17 protein-coding genes and 1 riboswitch are annotated in these 15708 nt (G+C 69.9%); of the genes, 3 read left to right on the plus strand and 14 right to left on the minus strand.

All coding sequences use genetic code 11. From position 1 onward, the window contains the following. The first annotated feature begins 61 nt into the window (after positions 1-61). A complete protein-coding gene (locus ACODT0_RS09920; protein WP_057597359.1) occupies positions 62-1015 on the plus strand; it encodes an ion transporter in 954 nt (317 codons plus the stop codon). Here ACODT0_RS09920 and ACODT0_RS09925 read toward each other — a convergent pair. The 4 genes from ACODT0_RS09925 to ACODT0_RS09940 all read right to left on the minus strand — a co-directional run bounded on the left by ACODT0_RS09925 (position 960) and on the right by ACODT0_RS09940 (position 4028). Beyond that, on the minus strand, positions 960-1547 hold the full coding sequence (locus ACODT0_RS09925) for an IMPACT family protein (RefSeq protein ID WP_413761952.1): 588 nt from the start codon (positions 1545-1547) through the stop codon (positions 960-962). The genes ACODT0_RS09920 and ACODT0_RS09925 overlap by 56 nt on opposite strands. A gap of 16 nt (positions 1548-1563) precedes the next feature. Beyond that, positions 1564-2151 carry a methionine biosynthesis protein MetW gene (metW, locus tag ACODT0_RS09930; protein ID WP_057597361.1) on the minus strand — a complete coding sequence of 196 codons (588 nt, stop codon included), beginning with the start codon at positions 2149-2151 and terminating at the stop codon, positions 1564-1566. After that, positions 2148-3308, minus strand: coding sequence for a homoserine O-succinyltransferase MetX (gene metX, locus ACODT0_RS09935; RefSeq protein WP_422099484.1), 1161 nt, complete (start codon positions 3306-3308; stop codon positions 2148-2150). Before metX ends, metW begins: the two co-directional genes overlap by 4 nt. 156 nt (positions 3309-3464) lie before the next feature. Next, the gene (locus ACODT0_RS09940) at positions 3465-4028 is read right to left on the minus strand and encodes a TMEM165/GDT1 family protein (RefSeq protein ID WP_057597363.1); all 564 of its coding nucleotides are present in this window, start codon (positions 4026-4028) and stop codon (positions 3465-3467) included. A 90-nt stretch (positions 4029-4118) separates the two neighbouring features. After that, a riboswitch (yybP-ykoY riboswitch) is annotated at positions 4119-4226 on the minus strand. 266 nt (positions 4227-4492) lie between these two features. Here ACODT0_RS09940 and rbp point away from each other — a divergent pair. Then, a complete protein-coding gene (gene rbp / locus ACODT0_RS09945; RefSeq protein ID WP_489041158.1) occupies positions 4493-5020 on the plus strand; it encodes an RNA-binding regulator in 528 nt (175 codons plus the stop codon). A 70-nt stretch (positions 5021-5090) separates the two neighbouring features. Here the strand turns inward: rbp and ACODT0_RS09950 are convergent, their stop codons facing one another. The 4 genes from ACODT0_RS09950 to ACODT0_RS09965 are packed head-to-tail and all read right to left on the minus strand — an operon-like array spanning position 5091 to position 8083. Continuing rightward, positions 5091-5879: an SDR family oxidoreductase gene (locus ACODT0_RS09950; RefSeq protein ID WP_489041159.1), complete on the minus strand. Its 789-nt coding sequence runs from the start codon at positions 5877-5879 to the stop codon at positions 5091-5093. A gap of 10 nt (positions 5880-5889) precedes the next feature. Then, positions 5890-6537 (minus strand): LPS export ABC transporter periplasmic protein LptC, encoded by a 648-nt coding sequence (gene lptC, locus ACODT0_RS09955; protein WP_057597890.1) that lies wholly within the window; start codon positions 6535-6537, stop codon positions 5890-5892. Next, positions 6534-7082 (minus strand): KdsC family phosphatase, encoded by a 549-nt coding sequence (locus tag ACODT0_RS09960; protein WP_093343582.1) that lies wholly within the window; start codon positions 7080-7082, stop codon positions 6534-6536. The genes lptC and ACODT0_RS09960 overlap by 4 nt, the downstream gene beginning before the upstream one ends. Next, positions 7082-8083, minus strand: coding sequence for a KpsF/GutQ family sugar-phosphate isomerase (locus tag ACODT0_RS09965; protein WP_489041160.1), 1002 nt, complete (start codon positions 8081-8083; stop codon positions 7082-7084). Before ACODT0_RS09965 ends, ACODT0_RS09960 begins: the two co-directional genes overlap by 1 nt. Before the next feature lie 123 nt (positions 8084-8206). Here ACODT0_RS09965 and ACODT0_RS09970 point away from each other — a divergent pair, with 123 nt between their 5' ends. Beyond that, positions 8207-10192, plus strand: a complete 1986-nt coding sequence (locus tag ACODT0_RS09970) for a monovalent cation:proton antiporter-2 (CPA2) family protein (protein WP_489041161.1) — start codon at positions 8207-8209, stop codon at positions 10190-10192. A gap of 12 nt (positions 10193-10204) precedes the next feature. Here the strand turns inward: ACODT0_RS09970 and ACODT0_RS09975 are convergent, their stop codons facing one another. The 6 genes from ACODT0_RS09975 to ACODT0_RS10000 form a co-directional block, all read right to left on the minus strand. After that, on the minus strand, positions 10205-11146 hold the full coding sequence (locus tag ACODT0_RS09975) for a zinc-ribbon domain-containing protein (protein WP_489041162.1): 942 nt from the start codon (positions 11144-11146) through the stop codon (positions 10205-10207). 76 nt (positions 11147-11222) lie between these two features. Next, the gene (locus ACODT0_RS09980) at positions 11223-11684 is read right to left on the minus strand and encodes a Crp/Fnr family transcriptional regulator (RefSeq protein WP_296733178.1); all 462 of its coding nucleotides are present in this window, start codon (positions 11682-11684) and stop codon (positions 11223-11225) included. Between the two features lie 106 nt (positions 11685-11790). After that, positions 11791-13200, minus strand: a complete 1410-nt coding sequence (gene mnmE, locus ACODT0_RS09985) for a tRNA uridine-5-carboxymethylaminomethyl(34) synthesis GTPase MnmE (RefSeq protein ID WP_489041163.1) — start codon at positions 13198-13200, stop codon at positions 11791-11793. A 76-nt stretch (positions 13201-13276) separates the two neighbouring features. Next, the gene (yidC, locus tag ACODT0_RS09990) at positions 13277-14968 is read right to left on the minus strand and encodes a membrane protein insertase YidC (protein ID WP_261212099.1); all 1692 of its coding nucleotides are present in this window, start codon (positions 14966-14968) and stop codon (positions 13277-13279) included. Further along, positions 14965-15252 (minus strand): membrane protein insertion efficiency factor YidD, encoded by a 288-nt coding sequence (gene yidD / locus ACODT0_RS09995; RefSeq protein WP_057591857.1) that lies wholly within the window; start codon positions 15250-15252, stop codon positions 14965-14967. The genes yidC and yidD overlap by 4 nt, the downstream gene beginning before the upstream one ends. Beyond that, a complete protein-coding gene (locus ACODT0_RS10000; protein ID WP_057591856.1) occupies positions 15249-15671 on the minus strand; it encodes a ribonuclease P protein component in 423 nt (140 codons plus the stop codon). The genes yidD and ACODT0_RS10000 overlap by 4 nt, the downstream gene beginning before the upstream one ends. Positions 15672-15708 lie beyond the last annotated feature (37 nt).

A 15708-nucleotide genomic window follows, 5' to 3' on the forward strand; every position in this document is an offset into this window, starting at 1 on the left:
CGCCATCATCGCCCGATTCGGCGACGGTGCCAACCATGGGCGCGTCGGACAATCCGCCACCATGACGACCTTCCTCTCGAGAGACACCATCGCTTCCCTCACGGCCGAGGCCGCGGCCGGCGACGCGCGCTTCGGCAAGCCCGAGCATGGCTGGCGCCGCTCGCTGTTCTCGGTGATCTTCGAATCCGAGTCGCGCGCGGGCCGGCTGTTCGACCTGGTGCTGATCGCGGTGATCGTGACCAGCGTGGCGGTGGTGATCCTCGACAGCGTGCAGGCCATCCACCTGCGCTGGGGCTCGGTCTTCGGCGTGCTCGAATGGTGCTTCACCGCGCTCTTCACGCTCGAGTACCTGGGCCGCCTGGCCTGCGTGAAGCGGCCGCTGCGCTATGCGCTGAGCTTCTACGGCGTGATCGACCTGCTGGCGCTGCTGCCGACCTTCCTGGCCGTGCTCACGCCCGAACTCGCCTACCTGATCGACGTGCGCATCCTGCGGCTTTTGCGCGTGTTCCGCATCTTCAAGCTCTCGCGCTATTCGGCCGAGTACCGCGCGCTGGTCTCGGCGGTGGCGGCCAGCCGCCGCAAGATCATCGTGTTCGTCGGCTTCGTGATGCTGGTGGTGCTGGTGATGGGCACACTGATGTACGTGGTCGAGGGCCCGCAGCACGGCTTCACCAGCATCCCGGTGGCGGTGTACTGGGCGATCTCGACCATGGCCACGGTGGGCTTCGGCGACCTGGTGCCCAAGACCGACCTGGGCCGCGCGATCGCCTCGGTGATGATGCTGCTGGGCTGGGGCGTGCTCGCGGTGCCCACCGGCATCGTGACGGCCGAGATGGCGCGCCGCCCCTACGACGACGAAGGCACTGCGGCGGCCTTGCCGCTGGCGCCGCGCGGCGTGCTCGCGATGACGGCGCTGGCGCCCGACGAAGCAGCCGCGCCCGCCGTGCCGCGCAAGCGGCTCACGCCCGCGGCCAGGCGACGCGCCCTTGGGCAGCATCGTCGAGGCGCGCGATGAAGGCCTCGGCCGCGGTCTCGGGCAGCGCGAAGACGAAGGCCACCGTGCTGGCGTGCGCCACCGACTCGAGCACCGCGCCGGCCGCGGCCAGTTCGCGCCGCACCAGGCCCTCTAGCGCATAGGGCACCTCGCAGCGCAGGGTGCGCTGGCGCACCAGCGGCACCAGGGTCGCGCCGGCCAGCGCCTGCGCGATGCTGTCGGTGTAGGCGCGCACCAGGCCGCCCGCGCCCAGCTTCACGCCGCCGAAATAGCGCACCACGGTCGCGAGCGCGCCCTCGATCTGCTGGTGGCGCAGCACCTCGAGCATCGGCCGGCCCGCGGTGCCGCCCGGCTCGCCGTCGTCGTTGGCCGCCGACTGCCCGCCGGCCATCAGCGCCCAGCACACGTGGGCCGCGCCCGGGTGCGCGGCGCGCAGCGCGGCGACCACGGCCAGCGCCGCCTCGCGGTCGGGCACGGACTGCACGCAGCCGATGAAGCGGCTCTTCTTGATCAGCAGTTCGCTGTGGACCGGCTGGGCGAGCGTGAACGCCATGGGCGGCGGGGCGCCTTCAGCCCCCGTGCTCGAACTTGAACACGGCGGTGCTGGCGCGCGCATTGGGCAGCCAGCGCACGTCGCGGCCGTCCTGCAGGCCGAAGGCATCGAGCACGCGCAGGTTGTTCTTGCGCGCGAGCACCTCGAAGTCCTTGAAGGTGCCCACGCGGATGTTGGGCGTGTCGTACCACTGGTAGGGCAGCCGCCGCGTGACCGGCATGCGGCCGCGCGCCACGCTGATGCGGTTGGGCCAGTGCGCGAAGTTGGGGAAGGCCACGATGCCGAAGCGGCCCACGCGCGCGGTCTCGCGCAGCATCACCTCGGCATTGCGCAGGTGCTGCAGGGTGTCGATCTGCAGCACCACGTCGAAGGTGGCGTCGTCGAACATCGCCAGGCCCTCGTCGAGGTTGAGCTGGATCACGTCGACGCCGCGGCGGATGCACTGCAGCACGTTGCCGTCGGCGATCTCGACGCCGTAGCCGGTGCAGCCGCGCTCGCGCTGCAGCAGCGCGAGCAGGGCGCCGTCGCCGCAGCCGAGGTCGAGCACGCGCGAGCCCTCGGGCACGAGCGCGGCGATGTGGCGCTGGATGTCGTTGTCGCTCACGATGCTGTCTCCTGGGCCACGCGCTCGAAATAGGAACGCACCACGCCCATGTAGCGCACGTCGTCGAGCAGGAAGGCGTCGTGGCCGTGCGGGGCGTCGATCTCGGCGTAGCTCACGTTGCGGCGGTTGTCGAGCAGCGCCTTCACCAGCTCGCGGCTGCGCGCGGGCGAGAAGCGCCAGTCGGTCTTGAAGCTCACGAGCAGGAACTTGGCGCTGGCGCGCGCGAACGCGGCCGTGAGGTTGCCGCCGTGTTCGCGCGCGGGGTCGAAGTAGTCGAGCGCGCGCGTGATCAGCAGGTAGGTGTTGGCGTCGAAGTACTCGCTGAACTTGTCGCCCTGGTAGCGCAGGTAGCTCTCGATCTGGAACTCGATCTCCTGCGTGGAGTAGCGATAGGCCGCGTCGTCGCGAGCCGCCTCGCCCTCGACCGCGTTGCGCAGCAGGCGCCCGAACTTCGCGTTCATGACGTCGTCGCTGAGGTAGGTGATGTGGCCGATCATGCGGGCGATGCGCAGGCCGCGCTTGGGGATCACGCCGTGCTCGTAGAAGTGGCCGCCGTGGAAATCGGGGTCGGTCACGATGGCGCGGCGCGCCACCTCGTTGAAGGCGATGTTCTCGGCCGTGAGGTTGGGCGCGCTCGCAACCACCACCGCGTGGCGCACGCGCTCGGGGTACTGCAGCGTCCACGACAGCGCCTGCATGCCGCCGAGGCTGCCGCCCATCACCGCCGCGAGCGTGCGGATGCCGAGCGCGTCGAGCAGCGCGGCCTGGGCGTCGACCCAGTCCTCGACCGTGACCACCGGGAAGTCGGCGCCATAGACGCGGCCGGTCGCGGGGTTCACGTGCATCGGCCCGGTGGAGCCGAAGCAGGAGCCGAGGTTGTTGACGCCGATGACGAAGAAGCGGTCGGTGTCCAGCGGCTTGCCGGGCCCGACCATGTTGTCCCACCAGCCCGCGGAGCGGGCCTGGCCCTCGTAGACGCCCGCGACGTGGTGCGAGGCATTGAGGGCGTGGCACACGAGCACCGCATTGCTGCGCTCGGCATTGAGCGTGCCGTAGGTCTCGTAGGCGAGCGTGTAGCTGCCGATGGTCGCGCCGCTGCGCAGGGCCAGCGGGCCCGCGAACTGCATCGACTGGGGAGTGACGACCAACGAGGACATGAAATGAAAAACCCGGCCTCGCCAAAAACGAGCCGGGTCACGGCATCCGTCTTTAGCTGTATTTATCAAGCGCCCGCAAGCTGGAGCAAATCGGCGCGAGCGGCAGTATATCGCCGCGGGCCCGGGACGGCAGGCCCCGGGCTTTGGACGGCGGCGCTACCAGCCGATCAGCGCGACCACGCCCAGCACCAGGAAGATGACGGCCGAGATCGAGTGCACGAGCTTGATCGGCACGCGCTTGACGATGCGGTCGCCGAGCCAGACCACGGGCGCGTTGGCCAGCATCATCCCGAAGGTGGTGCCGACCACGACCCAGAAATAGGCCTCGGTGAAGCGCGCCGCGAGCATCACGGTGGCGATCTGCGTCTTGTCGCCCATCTCGGCGAGGAAGAAGGCGACCACCGTGGTGCCGAAGACGCCGAAGTGCGAGGAGCGCGGGGCATCGTCGTCGTCGAGCTTGTCGGGGATCAGCATCCAGATCGCCATCGCGATGAAGGAGCCGCCGAGGATCCAGCGCAGGATGTCGGGGCCGAGCCAGTGGGTGATCCAGTTGCCGACCGCGCCCGCGAGCGCATGGTTGATGACGGTGGCGGCGAAGATGCCCGCCACGATCGGCCAGGGTTTTCTGAAACGGGCTGCCAGCAGGAGGGCGAGCAACTGGGTCTTGTCGCCCATTTCGGCGAGCGCGACGACACCGGTCGCGACGAGAAAAGCTTCCATGAAAAAACGGTTCCTTGGCCGAAGGGACGCAATTGACCGTGCAACACCTTCGGCCAAATTTCCCGAAGTTGCACGGTCAATGGTCTCGCCAGGTGTTGTTCTTCACTGCCCGCGCCATGTCCTGTGTGGGGCAGGACAAGTCTGTTGACGCGGGCCCTTCTCGTAGACGGAAGGCGGCTACTCCCCAATGACGGACGAATTCTAACCCTTAAGTGTCAAAGGCCCGGTGCGGGGCTTGGTTAGTAAGCGTGCGCTAACTCCAATAGGCAAAATCCGTGCTACCGCAAGAAGCAAATTCCTGCTTGCATTTCTTGTATTTCACCCATAATGCACGAGCCTCCCTTTTCATTTCGGGCTGGAGGCACTGGGTGATCGGACAGTTTCGCGCGACTCGGCGGCTCTCGTTTGAGTGATGCTAATCGGGACTCCATCGCTTTTCTTGATGTGTTTATAGGAGTCCCTTGATGGGCAACAAACTGTACGTCGGCAACCTGCCTTACTCGGTGCGCGACGGTGATCTGGAGCAGGCATTCGGTCAGTTCGGTGCTGTGACCAGCGCCAAGGTCATGATGGAACGCGATACCGGCCGCTCGAAGGGCTTCGGCTTCGTCGAGATGGGCAGTGAAGCGGAAGCACAGGCCGCCATCAACGGCATGAACGGCCAACCCCTGGGCGGCCGCAGCGTGGTCGTCAACGAAGCCCGTCCGATGGAAGCACGTCCCCCGCGCAGCGGTGGCGGCGGCTACGGCGGCGGCGGCGGTGGTTATGGCGGCGGTGGTGGCGGTGGCTACGGTGGCGGCGGTGGTGGCGGCTACGGCGGTGGTGGCGGCGGTCGCAGCGGCGGCGGTGGTGGCTACGGCGGCGGTGGCCGCAGTGGTGGCGGCGGCGGTGGTGGCGATGGCGGTTTCCGCAGCCCCTACGGCGCCGGCCCGCGTGGCGGCGGCGGCGGTGGTCGCGGCGGCTACGGTGGCGGCGGCAACAGCGGCTACTGATCGCTTTCCAACAAAGACAAAAGGCTCCTTCGGGAGCCTTTTTCGTTGCCGCGGCCGACGCGGCCCGGGTTCAGCCTTCGCCGCGCCGCTTCTTCCGTCCGCGTCCCTGCACCGCGCGGTCGAGCAGCGCATTGGGCAGCATGCGCATGATCTTGGCGATCACGCCCATCTGCCAGGGAATCACGCGATAGCTGGCGCCGCTCTCGATCGCGCCCAGCGCCCGGTCGGCGAAGGCCTCGGGCTTCATCAGGAACGGCATGCCGTAGCGGTTGCCCTGCGTGAGCGGGGTGTCGATGTAGCCGGGCAGCAGGGTCACGACCTTGACGCCGCTGCCGTGCAGCTCGCCGCGCAGGCTCTCGCAGTAGGCGACCACGCCGGCCTTGCTCGCGCAGTAGGCGCCGTGCCCCGGCAGTCCGCGGATGGCCGCGACGCTCGCGATGCCGACCAGCCGCCCGCTGCCGCGCTGTCTCATCGCGCGCACGAACGGGTGAAAGGTGGCGGCCAGCCCGACGTTGTTGGTGGCGAAGGTCTGCGTCAGCACGTCGAGGTCCTCGCGCTCCGCGGTGTCGATGCCCACGCTGATGCCTGCATTGGCGATCACCACGTCGGGCAGGCCCTGGCGCTCGATGCAGGCGACGCCGGCCGCCACGATGCTGTCGGTGCGCGCCACGTCGGCGCTGTAGATCAGGTAGCGGCCGCGGTCGAGGCCGCGCGCGGTGGCCCAGGCTTCGATCTCGCCGGTGCGGCGCGCGACCAGCGCCAGCCGGTAGCCCGCGTCGTAGAAGCGCGCGGCCAGCGCCTGGCCGATGCCGCTGGAGGCGCCGGTGATGAAGACGAGGGGCGACGGCGCGGCGGTCATGGCGCGGCGCTCAGCGCTTGCCCGCGGTGCCGGCCGCCTTGGCCGAGGGCACCATCGTGCCGCGCACGCGGCCGTTGAGGTTGGCGATACCGGTCAGGTTGTCGTAGTCCATCGTGTCGGCGGTGAACTGGTCGGTGCCGCGGATCAGCGTGACGGGCTTGTTCGACTGCACGCGCTCGGTGTCGAGGAAGGCATGCAGGAAGTCGCCACGGAACTCCAGGCGCGGCGAGGTCTTGCCGTTGGCGCCGACGGCGGCGTCGCGGATGACGACCGCGTTGCCGAACAGCTGGATCTCGCTGCCGTCGGAGTTCGACAGCCCGCGGTTGGCGGTGGCGTGGGTGGTGAAGCCCTGCGGCGACACCGAGCGCATGCGCACCTCGTCGACCTCGATGGTGTCGGTGTCGGGGTAGTGCCGGCCTTCCTTGCCGAACAGCTCGCTGCGCAGGTCGCCGCTGGGCAGGAAGTTCTTGATGACGAAGCCGCGCATGAAGTAGTCGGGCTCGTGGGTGGGCGCGACCTTGGCGGTCGGCTCGAGCAGCTTGGGCGCATTGCGCACCAGCCAGTAGGTGCCGAGCGCGACCGCGGCCGTCAGGATGATCGGCAGGTAGATGGTGACGCGATCGAGGACGTCGCGCAGGAGGTTCCAGGCCTGCTTCATAGGGCGGTGTTCCGTGCGACGTCGAGCAGGCGCCGGTACTGTCCGCTGGCCGTGACCAGCAGATCGCAGAATTCGCGCGCCGCGCCTTCGCCGCCGCGCGCGCGGGTCACGTAGCGCACGGCGTCGCGCACCTCGACGTGCGCATTGGCCGGCGCCGCCGCGAAGCCCACGCGCCCCAGCACCGGCAGGTCGGGCCAGTCGTCGCCGATGGCCGCGGCCTGCGGCCAGCCGAAGCCCAGCGACTGCAGCATGGCCTCGGCGGCCGGCAGCTTGTCCTCGGTACCGTAGCGCACGTGCTCGATGCCGAGCGCCTCGAGCCGCACGCGCAGCGGCTTGGAATCGCGCCCGGTGATCACCGCGGGCAGGATGCCGGCCTTGCGCAGCAGCTTCAGGCCGTAGCCGTCGAGGATGCTGAAGCGCTTGAGGGTCTCGCCGTGCTCGGTGAAGTAGACGCCGCCGTCGGTCAGCACGCCATCGATGTCGAAGAAGGCGATGCGGATGTCCTGCGCGGCGAGCAATGTCTCTGGCTGGAATTCGAAGGGCATCAGATGACCTTCGCGCGCATCAGGTCGTTGATGCTGAGGGCGCCGATCAGCAGGCCCCCGGCATCGACCACCAGCACGCTGGTGATGCGGTGCTGTTCCATCAGTTCGGCCGCCTCGACGCCCAGCGCGTCGGCGCGCAGCGTGCGCGGGCCACGGTGCATGACCTCGGCCGCGGTGAGGCCGCGCAGGTCCCCGCCGGTCTCGACCCTCCGGCGCAGGTCGCCGTCGGTGAAGATGCCGATGGCGCGGCCCTCGGCATCGACCACCGCGGTGGCACCGAGACCCTTGGAACTCATCTCGCGCATCAGCTCGCTGAAGCTGGCCTCGGGCGCCACGCGCGGCACGTCGGCGCCGGTACGCATGAGGTCGCTCACATGCGTGAGCAGCTTGCGCCCCAGGGCCCCGCCCGGATGCGAGCGTGCGAAATCCTCCGAGCCGAAGCCGCGCGCATCGAGCAGCGCCACGGCCAGTGCGTCGCCCATCGCCATCTGGGCGGTGGTGCTCGCGGTGGGGGCGAGGTTCAACGGGCAGGCTTCCTTGGCGACGCCCGCGTCGAGCACGATGTCGGCGTGCCGGGCGAGCGTGGAATCGGCGCGGCCCGTGATCGCGATCAGCGGCACGCCCTGGCGCTTGACCACCGGCAGGATCACCGTGAGCTCCTCGACCTCGCCGCTGTTGGAGATGGCGAGCACGAGGTCGACCGCCTTGATCATGCCGAGGTCGCCATGGCTGGCCTCGGCCGGGTGCACGAACATCGCGGGCGTGCCGGTCGATGCCAGGGTGGCGGCGATCTTGCGGCCGACGTGGCCGCTCTTGCCCATGCCCATCACGACCACGCGGCCGCGCACCTCGAGGATCTTGCGCACGGCATCGACGAAGCTGTCGCCCACGCGCGCCTTGAGGCCGAGCACGGCTTCGGCTTCGATGTCGAAGGTGGCGCGCGCCCGCGCGAGCATCGCGGCGGGGTCGACCACGGGGGGCGTGGGGGGGCTGGAGGGCATCGGCGGATTTTACGGGCCGCGCCCCGCCGCCCCGCGGTTCCCGGCGAGCCCCTACGCCATGACCCGGAATGGCCCCGGAAGCCGCGCCACGCGCGCACGGCTCTTGCTCTAGCATCGCCCACCATGTCTTCGTTCGATCTCACGCTCTTGTATCTGGTGGCCGCGGTGATCGGCGTGGTGGCATGCCGCTTCCTCAAGCTGCCGCCGATGCTCGGCTACCTGACGGCCGGCGTGCTGATCGGCCCGCATGCGCTGGCGCTGGCGCAGAACTCCGAAGGCATCCGGCACCTGGGCGAATTCGGCGTGGTGTTCCTGATGTTCGTGATCGGGCTCGAATTCAGCCTGCCCAAGCTGCGCGCGATGCGCAAGCACGTGTTCGGGCTCGGGCTGCTGCAGGTGCTGCTGACGATGGCGATCGCCACCGTGGGCGCGCTGCTGATCGCCTCCTTCCTGCCGCCCGACTGGCGCCTGGGCTGGCAGACCGCGCTCGCGCTCTCGGGCGCGCTCACCATGAGCAGCACCGCCATCGTGGTCAAGCTGATGGCCGAGCGGCTCGAGCTCGAGAGCGAGCACGGCAAGCGCGTGATGGGCGTGCTGCTGTTCCAGGATCTGGCGGTGGTGCCGCTGCTGGTGCTGATCCCCGCGCTGGGCGCGCCGCCCGAGGCGCTGGCCAAGGCGCTGGGCTTCGCGCTGCTCAAGGCCTGCCTGCTGATCGGCGTGCTGCTGTATGGCGGGCCGCGCGTGATGCGCTGGTGGCTCACGCTGGTGGCGCGGCGGCGCAGCGAGGAGCTGTTCATCCTCAACGTGCTGCTGGTCACGCTGGGCCTGGCCTGGCTCACCGAACTCGCGGGCCTGAGCCTGGCGCTGGGCGCCTTCATCGCGGGCATGCTGGTGTCGGAGACCGAATACAAGCACCAGGTCGAGACCGACATCCGCCCCTTCCACGACGTGCTGCTGGGCCTGTTCTTCATCACCGTGGGCATGTCGCTCGACTGGCACATCGTGGTCGAGCGCTGGCTGCTGGTGGCGGTGCTGCTGCTGGTGCCGCTGCTGTTCAAGCTGGGCCTCGTGACCTTGCTCGCGCGCGGGTTGGGCGCGACCTCGGGCGTGTCGCTGCGCACCGGCCTCTACCTCGCGCAGGCCGGCGAGTTCGGCTTCGTGCTGCTGACGCTGGCCCAGGAACGCAGCCTGCTGCCGCCCTGGCTGGCCAACCCGGTGCTGGCCTCGATGGTGCTGTCGATGCTGGCGACGCCCTTCATCGTGATGTACAGCAACGCGATCGTGCGCAAGCTGGTGGCCAGCGACTGGCTGCAGCAGTCGCTGCAGATGACGACCATCGCGCGCAAGACCATCAACACGGCGCGCCACGTGATCATCTGCGGCTATGGCCGCTGCGGCCAGAACCTCGCGCGCATCCTCGAGCGCGAAGGCATTCCCTACATGGCGCTCGACCTCGACCCCGACCGCGTGCGGCAGGCCGCCGCGGCCGGCGACTCGGTGGTGTTCGGCGACGCTGCGCGGCTGCAGGCGCTGATGGCCGCGGGCCTGGCGCGCGCCAGCGCGGTGGTCGTGACCTACCTCGACGTGCCCGGCGCGATGAAGGTGCTGGCCAACACCCGCGCCCATGCGCCGCAGGTGCCGGTGATCGTGCGCACCCAGGACGACCATGACCTCGAGAAGCTGCAGGCGGCCGGTGCGACCGAGGTGGTGCCCGAGGCGATCGAGGGCTCGCTGATGCTCGCCAGCCATGCGCTGGCGCTGGTCGGCGTGCCGATGCGGCGCGTGATCCGCGTGGTGCAGGACCAGCGCGACGCGCGCTACAACCTGCTGCGCGGCTACTTCCACGGCGCCGACGACGACAACGCCGACGAACTCGACCATGAACGCCTGAACACCTTCACGCTCACGGAAGGCGCGCGCGCCATCGGCCAGACGCTGGAACGGCTGTCGCTGCAGGGCCTGGGCGTGCGGGTGGCGAGCCTGCGGCGCCAGGACGGCCAGGCGCGCGTGCCGGCCGATGACACGGTGCTCTCGGACGGCGACACGCTGGTGCTGTCGGGCAAGCCGGCCGCGCTGGCGATGGCGATCGACCGGCTGCAGAAAGGCTGAGCCCGGCCAGGCTCAGTTCGCCAGCGTCGGGTTGCGCTTCTCTTCCTCGAGCTGCTGCTGGCGCCGCACCGCCTCGCACTGCGCGTGGCCGCGGAACTCGGGCTTGGCACATTGCGCGGCCATGCACTGGGCCCTGGCGATGAAGTTGCGGTCGCCGCACTGCGATTGCGGATCGGCCGGCGCGGCCGCCGGTGCCGGCGCGGGGGCCGCGGGGGGTGGGGCTGCCGCGGGTGCCTCGGCCACGGCCGGCGCTGCGGCGGGAGTCGCCGCCTTGCGCGCGGCCTTCGGCGGAGCGGCCGCGACGGGCCTGGCCGCGGGTGCGGGGGGTTCCTCCACGGCCGGCGCGGCGGGCTCCACTGGGGCCGGGGGCGCTTCCGCCGCCGGAGCCGGCTCGACGGGCGCGGGCGGCGGTGCCGGCACCGGTTGCGGCGCGGGCGCCACGACAGCCGGCGTGGGTGCCGCAGGCGCGGCACCGCGGCTGCCGAAGCCATACCAGCCCGCCGCGATCATCGCCACGCCCAGCACCAGCAGGCCAACCCAGAGCCACATGCCGCGCCGGCCGACCGCCGGTTGCGCCGCCTGGGCCTGCGCGCGCTCGCGGCGGCGGGCCCGCCGGGCCTCGGCGGATTCGTCGGACGAGGACTCCGGCTTCGGCGCGCGGGTCGGCTTGCCCGCGCCGAGCAGCACGGTCCGCTCGGCATCGCCATCGCCCGGCTGCTCCTTACTGCGCGGCCCGAGGGCGGCCGCGTCGTGGAGCTCGCCGGGAATGGTCGGAGCGCGCAGCTGCGCGGGCGCGGTCGCGGCCCATTCGCGCTCGAAGCGCGTGCTCGGGTTGGGCGTGGGCGCGGCCGGGATCGGCGGCGCGGAAGCGGGCGTCAGCCGCTCGCCGCAGCGCATGCAGAAATTCGCGCCCTCGCGGTTCTCCGCGCTGCAGACGGGACAGGTCAGGGCCATGGCGAAGTGGAGCAATCCAGGAAATGCACGCCGGCTGGCAGGGGCCGCATGGGGCTCGTCGTCTGGTGGTGCCGCCTCAGGTCACCGCCACGCGCTTCGAGCGGTGCGCCATGCGCTTGGCGATGACGGCACCGAGCGCCATCGTGAGCTCGAGCGCGAGGTTGGGCTGCCGGTTCGACATCTCGGAAAAGCGCGTGGTGGTGAGCCGCCAGACCCGGCCGGCACCGGTGACCACCACGTTGGCCGCATGCGGCTGGCGCGAGAAGAACGAACCTTCGCCGACCACCGCACCCGCGGTGAGCACCGCGAGGCGCATCTGCTCCTTGCTGCTCACGCGGTGCACGCTGAGCGCGCCGCTCTCGAGGAAGAAGACCGAACGGTCCTGCGCGCCCTGGGCGATCAGCACGTCGCCGACGTTGACGTCCTGCGGCTGCAGATACCCGGCCAGCGTGTCCCACTGCTGGACGTTGAGGATCAGCGCAAAGGCATCGTTGCTGGTGTTGTCCGCGATCGCGCGGCTCAGGTTCTGGATGGACATGCTGCTCTCACTCGCCCCCGGGCAGTTCAGCCGGAGTATCCGCGAACGGCCCACATTTCGGCTACAAATGTTTACGCGATGACGGCGCCGGCCGCGTGGAGTGTCGCTATTTGCCGATACAGAAACGCGAAAAGATCACACCCAGCAGGTCGTCGGCGCCGAATTCGCCGGTGATCTCGTTGAGCGCGTTCTGCGCCAGCCGCAGTTCCTCCGCCAGCAGGTCGAGCGACTGGGCATGGGCCGCCAGGTGCTCGGCCGCCAGCGCCAGGTGCATCTCGACCTGCCCCAGCGCCTGCACATGGCGCGCGCGCGCCAGGTACACGCCCTCGGGCACGGCCTGCCAGCCGGCCATGGCCAGCAGCTGCTCGCGCAACGCCTCGATGCCGGCGCCGGTCTTGGCCGACAGCGCGATGCCTTCGGCCGGCGCGGACGCCGAGCCGGCCGCGTCGAGCTTGTTCCACACGTCGAGCACCGGCACGCCCGCGGGCAGCTTCTCGCGCAGGCCGCGCAGGATTTCGGCGTCGGCCGCGGCATAGTCGGGCGCGGCGGCGCGCGTCAGGTCGTGCAGGAACAGCACCGCGTCGGCGCTCTCGATCTGGCCCCAGGCGCGCGCCACGCCGATCTGCTCCACCTCGTCGCTGCTCTCGCGCAGGCCCGCGGTATCGGCCACGTGCAGCGGCACGCCGTGGATCTGGATGGTCTGCGACACCACGTCGCGCGTGGTGCCGGCCACCGCGCTCACGATCGCGAGCTCGGCACCGGCCAGCGCGTTGAGCAGCGAGCTCTTGCCGGCATTGGGCTGGCCCGCGATCACCACCTTGATGCCCTCGCGCAGCAGGGCGCCCTGGCGCGCGCGCTGCTGCACCGCCGCGAGCTGGCCCTGCAGCCGCGCCAGCTGGCCCGTGGCATCGGCCTTCTGCAGAAAATCGATCTCCTCCTCGGGAAAGTCGAGCGTGGCCTCGACCAGCATGCGCAGGTGGATCAGCGCGTCGCGCAGCGTGTGGATCTCGCGCGAGAAGGCGCCCGACAGCGAGCGCCCCGCGCTGCGCGCGGCGGCCTCGGTGCTGGCATCGATCAGGTCGGCGATCGCCTCGGCCTGGGCCAGGTCGATCTTGCCGTTGAGGAAGGCGCGCTGGCTGAACTCGCCGGGCTCGGCCACGCGCAGGCCCGGCAGCCGGGGACGGCCGGTGACGGCATCGAGCTCGCCCGCGGCCTCGAGGCAGCGCGCCAGCAGCAGTTGCAGCACGACCGCGCCGCCATGGGCCTGGAGCTCGAGCACGTCCTCGCCCGTGAACGAATGGGGCGCGGGGAAATGGATCGCCAGCCCGTGGTCGACCGCCTCGCCCGCCGCATCGCGAAAGGGCAGGTAGGTGGCCTCGCGCGGCTTGAGCGGCCGCGCGCACAGCGCCTCGATCAGCGGCGCGAGCCGAACGCCCGACACCCGCACGATGCCGACCGCGCCGCGGCCGGAAGCGGTGGCGATGGCGACGATGGGATCGGAGGCGCGGGCGAGCATGGGCGGATTCTTTCAGCAAAAACGACAAAGGGCCGCTCGCGCGGCCCCTCGGGGAAAACGGTGACGTCGCGCCGGCCTACTTGCCGAGCACGCCGAGCCGCTTGTTGATCACCCACTGCTGGGCGATCGACAGGATGTTGTTCGTGATCCAGTACAGCACCAGGCCGGCCGGGAAGAAGATGAACATCACGCTGAAGGCCAGCGGCATGATCCACATCAGCTTGGCCTGCATCGGATCGGGCGGCGTCGGGTTCAGCCAGGTCTGCAGCAGCGAGGTGGCCGTCATCACGATCGGCAGGATGTACCAGGGATCGGGTGCCGACAGGTCGGTGATCCAGCCGATCCAGGGCGCGTGGCGCATCTCGACCGACGACAGCAGCACCCAGTACAGCGCGATGAACACCGGGATCTGGATCAGGATCGGGAAGCAGCCGCCCATCGGATTGACCTTCTCGGTCTTGTAGATCCGCATCATCTCCTGCTGCATTTCCTGCGGCTTGTCCTTGAGCCGCTCGCGCATCTCCATGATCTTCGGGTTGATGGCCTTCATCTTGGCCATGCTCGCGTAGGCCTTGGCGTTGAGCCAGTAGAAGGCGGCCTTGAGCAGCACCACCAGCGCCACGATCGACCAGCCCCAGTTGCCGATCAGGCCGTGCAGCTGGTTGAGCAGCCAGTACAGCGGCTTCGAGATGATCGCGAAGATGCCGTAGTCCTTGACCAGGTCGAGGCCCGGCGCGATGGCTTCGAGCTTCTTCTCTTCCTCGGGACCGGCGAACAGCGTGCTGTTGACCGTCTGCGTCGCGCCCGGGGCGATCTTCGGCAGCGTGGCCACCATGGCGATGGTGTAGAGGTTGTCGCCCAGGTCCTTCACGCGGAATTCGCGCTTCAGGCCTTCGCTCGCCGGGTCGCCGCGCAGCAGCCAGGCCGACACGAAGTAGTGCTGGACCATGGCGATCCAGCCGTCGTTGGCGGCCGGCGGGGGCTCGACCTTGCCCTTGGTGATGTCCGTGAACGCGAGCTTGTGGAACTTCTTTTCGTTCGTGTACGCGGCCGGGCCGGTGAAGGTGTTGGTGCCGAACATGGTGCTCGAGGCCACGGTGCCGTGGCGCAGCAGCTGCATGTAGAGCTGCGCGTCGCGCGGCTGGTCGCTCACGTTGACGACTTCATGGCGCACGCCGATGGCGTAGTCGCCGCGGTGGAACACATAGGTCTTGACGTACTTGAGGCCGCCGACGGGGGCGCTCTCGAAGCCGACCTCGAGGGTGTTCTGGCCGGCGGCCATTTCGCGCGGACCGGCCTTGGGCGCCATCGGCGTCAGGTGGTTCGGGAAGCGCTCGCCGGTATCGACCTGGTTCAGCAGGCCGGTCTGCGCGAGGTAGCGCGTGGCGGGCGAGCCGTTCTCGAACAGCACCACGTGCTTGGTGCGGTCGTTCTCGTCGTACTTCAGCAGCTCGAGGTAGTTGACCGTGCCGCCTTCGCTGTCGATCGTCGCCTTGAACAGGTCGGTGGTGACCGTGACCTGTTCCTTCGGCGCGGCGGCCGCGGCCTGGGTGGGCACGGCACCGGCGCTGGCGCCCGGTGCGGCACTGGCGCTGGGCACGCTGCTGCCGGCGGCGGCGCCGGTGGTGGGCGCGGGCGCCGTGGCGGCGGGCTTGGTCGAGGGCAGGAAGGTCGGCTTGTTGCCGTTGAAGACCTGCCATTGGTCCCACAGCAGCACCAGCGAGAACCCAAAAATCACCCACAGGATCGTGCGGCGTATATCGTTCATGACGAAGACTTCTTGTCGGAGGAGAGAAGAGACGAAAACAGCGAGCCTGACCGGTCCGTGCGACGCTGTGATTTCGGTGGGACCGGATCGTGCCCGCCCTGGCACCAGGGCTGGCAGCGCGCGATGCGGTGCAGCGTGAGGTAGCTGCCCTTGAGGGCGCCGTGCACCTCGAGCGCCTCGATCGAATAGACCGAGCAGGTCGGCTCGAAACGGCACGACTGGCCGAGCCAGGGGCTCAGCAGCAGGCGGTAGCCTTTGACGAGGCCGATCAGCAGGCGTTTCATGGCGAAGACCGTGCGGGTGGCGCGGCGGGCGCGCGCGCCGGTGCCGGGCGCGCGGCGCGCTCCAGCAACAGTTCGAGCTCGGCCCGCACGGCTCGCTTGAGCCGCTCGGACGAGGCGCTCACGAATTCCTTGCGGTCGAAGGCCGACTTCAGGCGAACCACGTGCGCCGCGCGCGGCAGACCCGCGTGGGGCAGGGCGCTCACGCTGTAGATCTGGCGCTTGATCGCATTGCGCGTGACCGCGCGGCGCGCCCAGCGCTTGGGCACCATCGCGCCCAGCCAGACATCGTCGGACGCAAAAAGCTGCGCGCTCGATTCGGAATCGAGCGCGCAGCGATGCAATGCGAAATGGGCAGTGCGGGCCACGGTGGCACCTGCGAGAACGGCCTGGAATTGCGCGCGGGTCTTGAGCCGCTGCATGGGAGCCGGACTGGACACGCCGCTGGCGCGAGCCGTC

It is taken from the genome of Variovorax sp. FG153, from assembly GCF_057809595.1.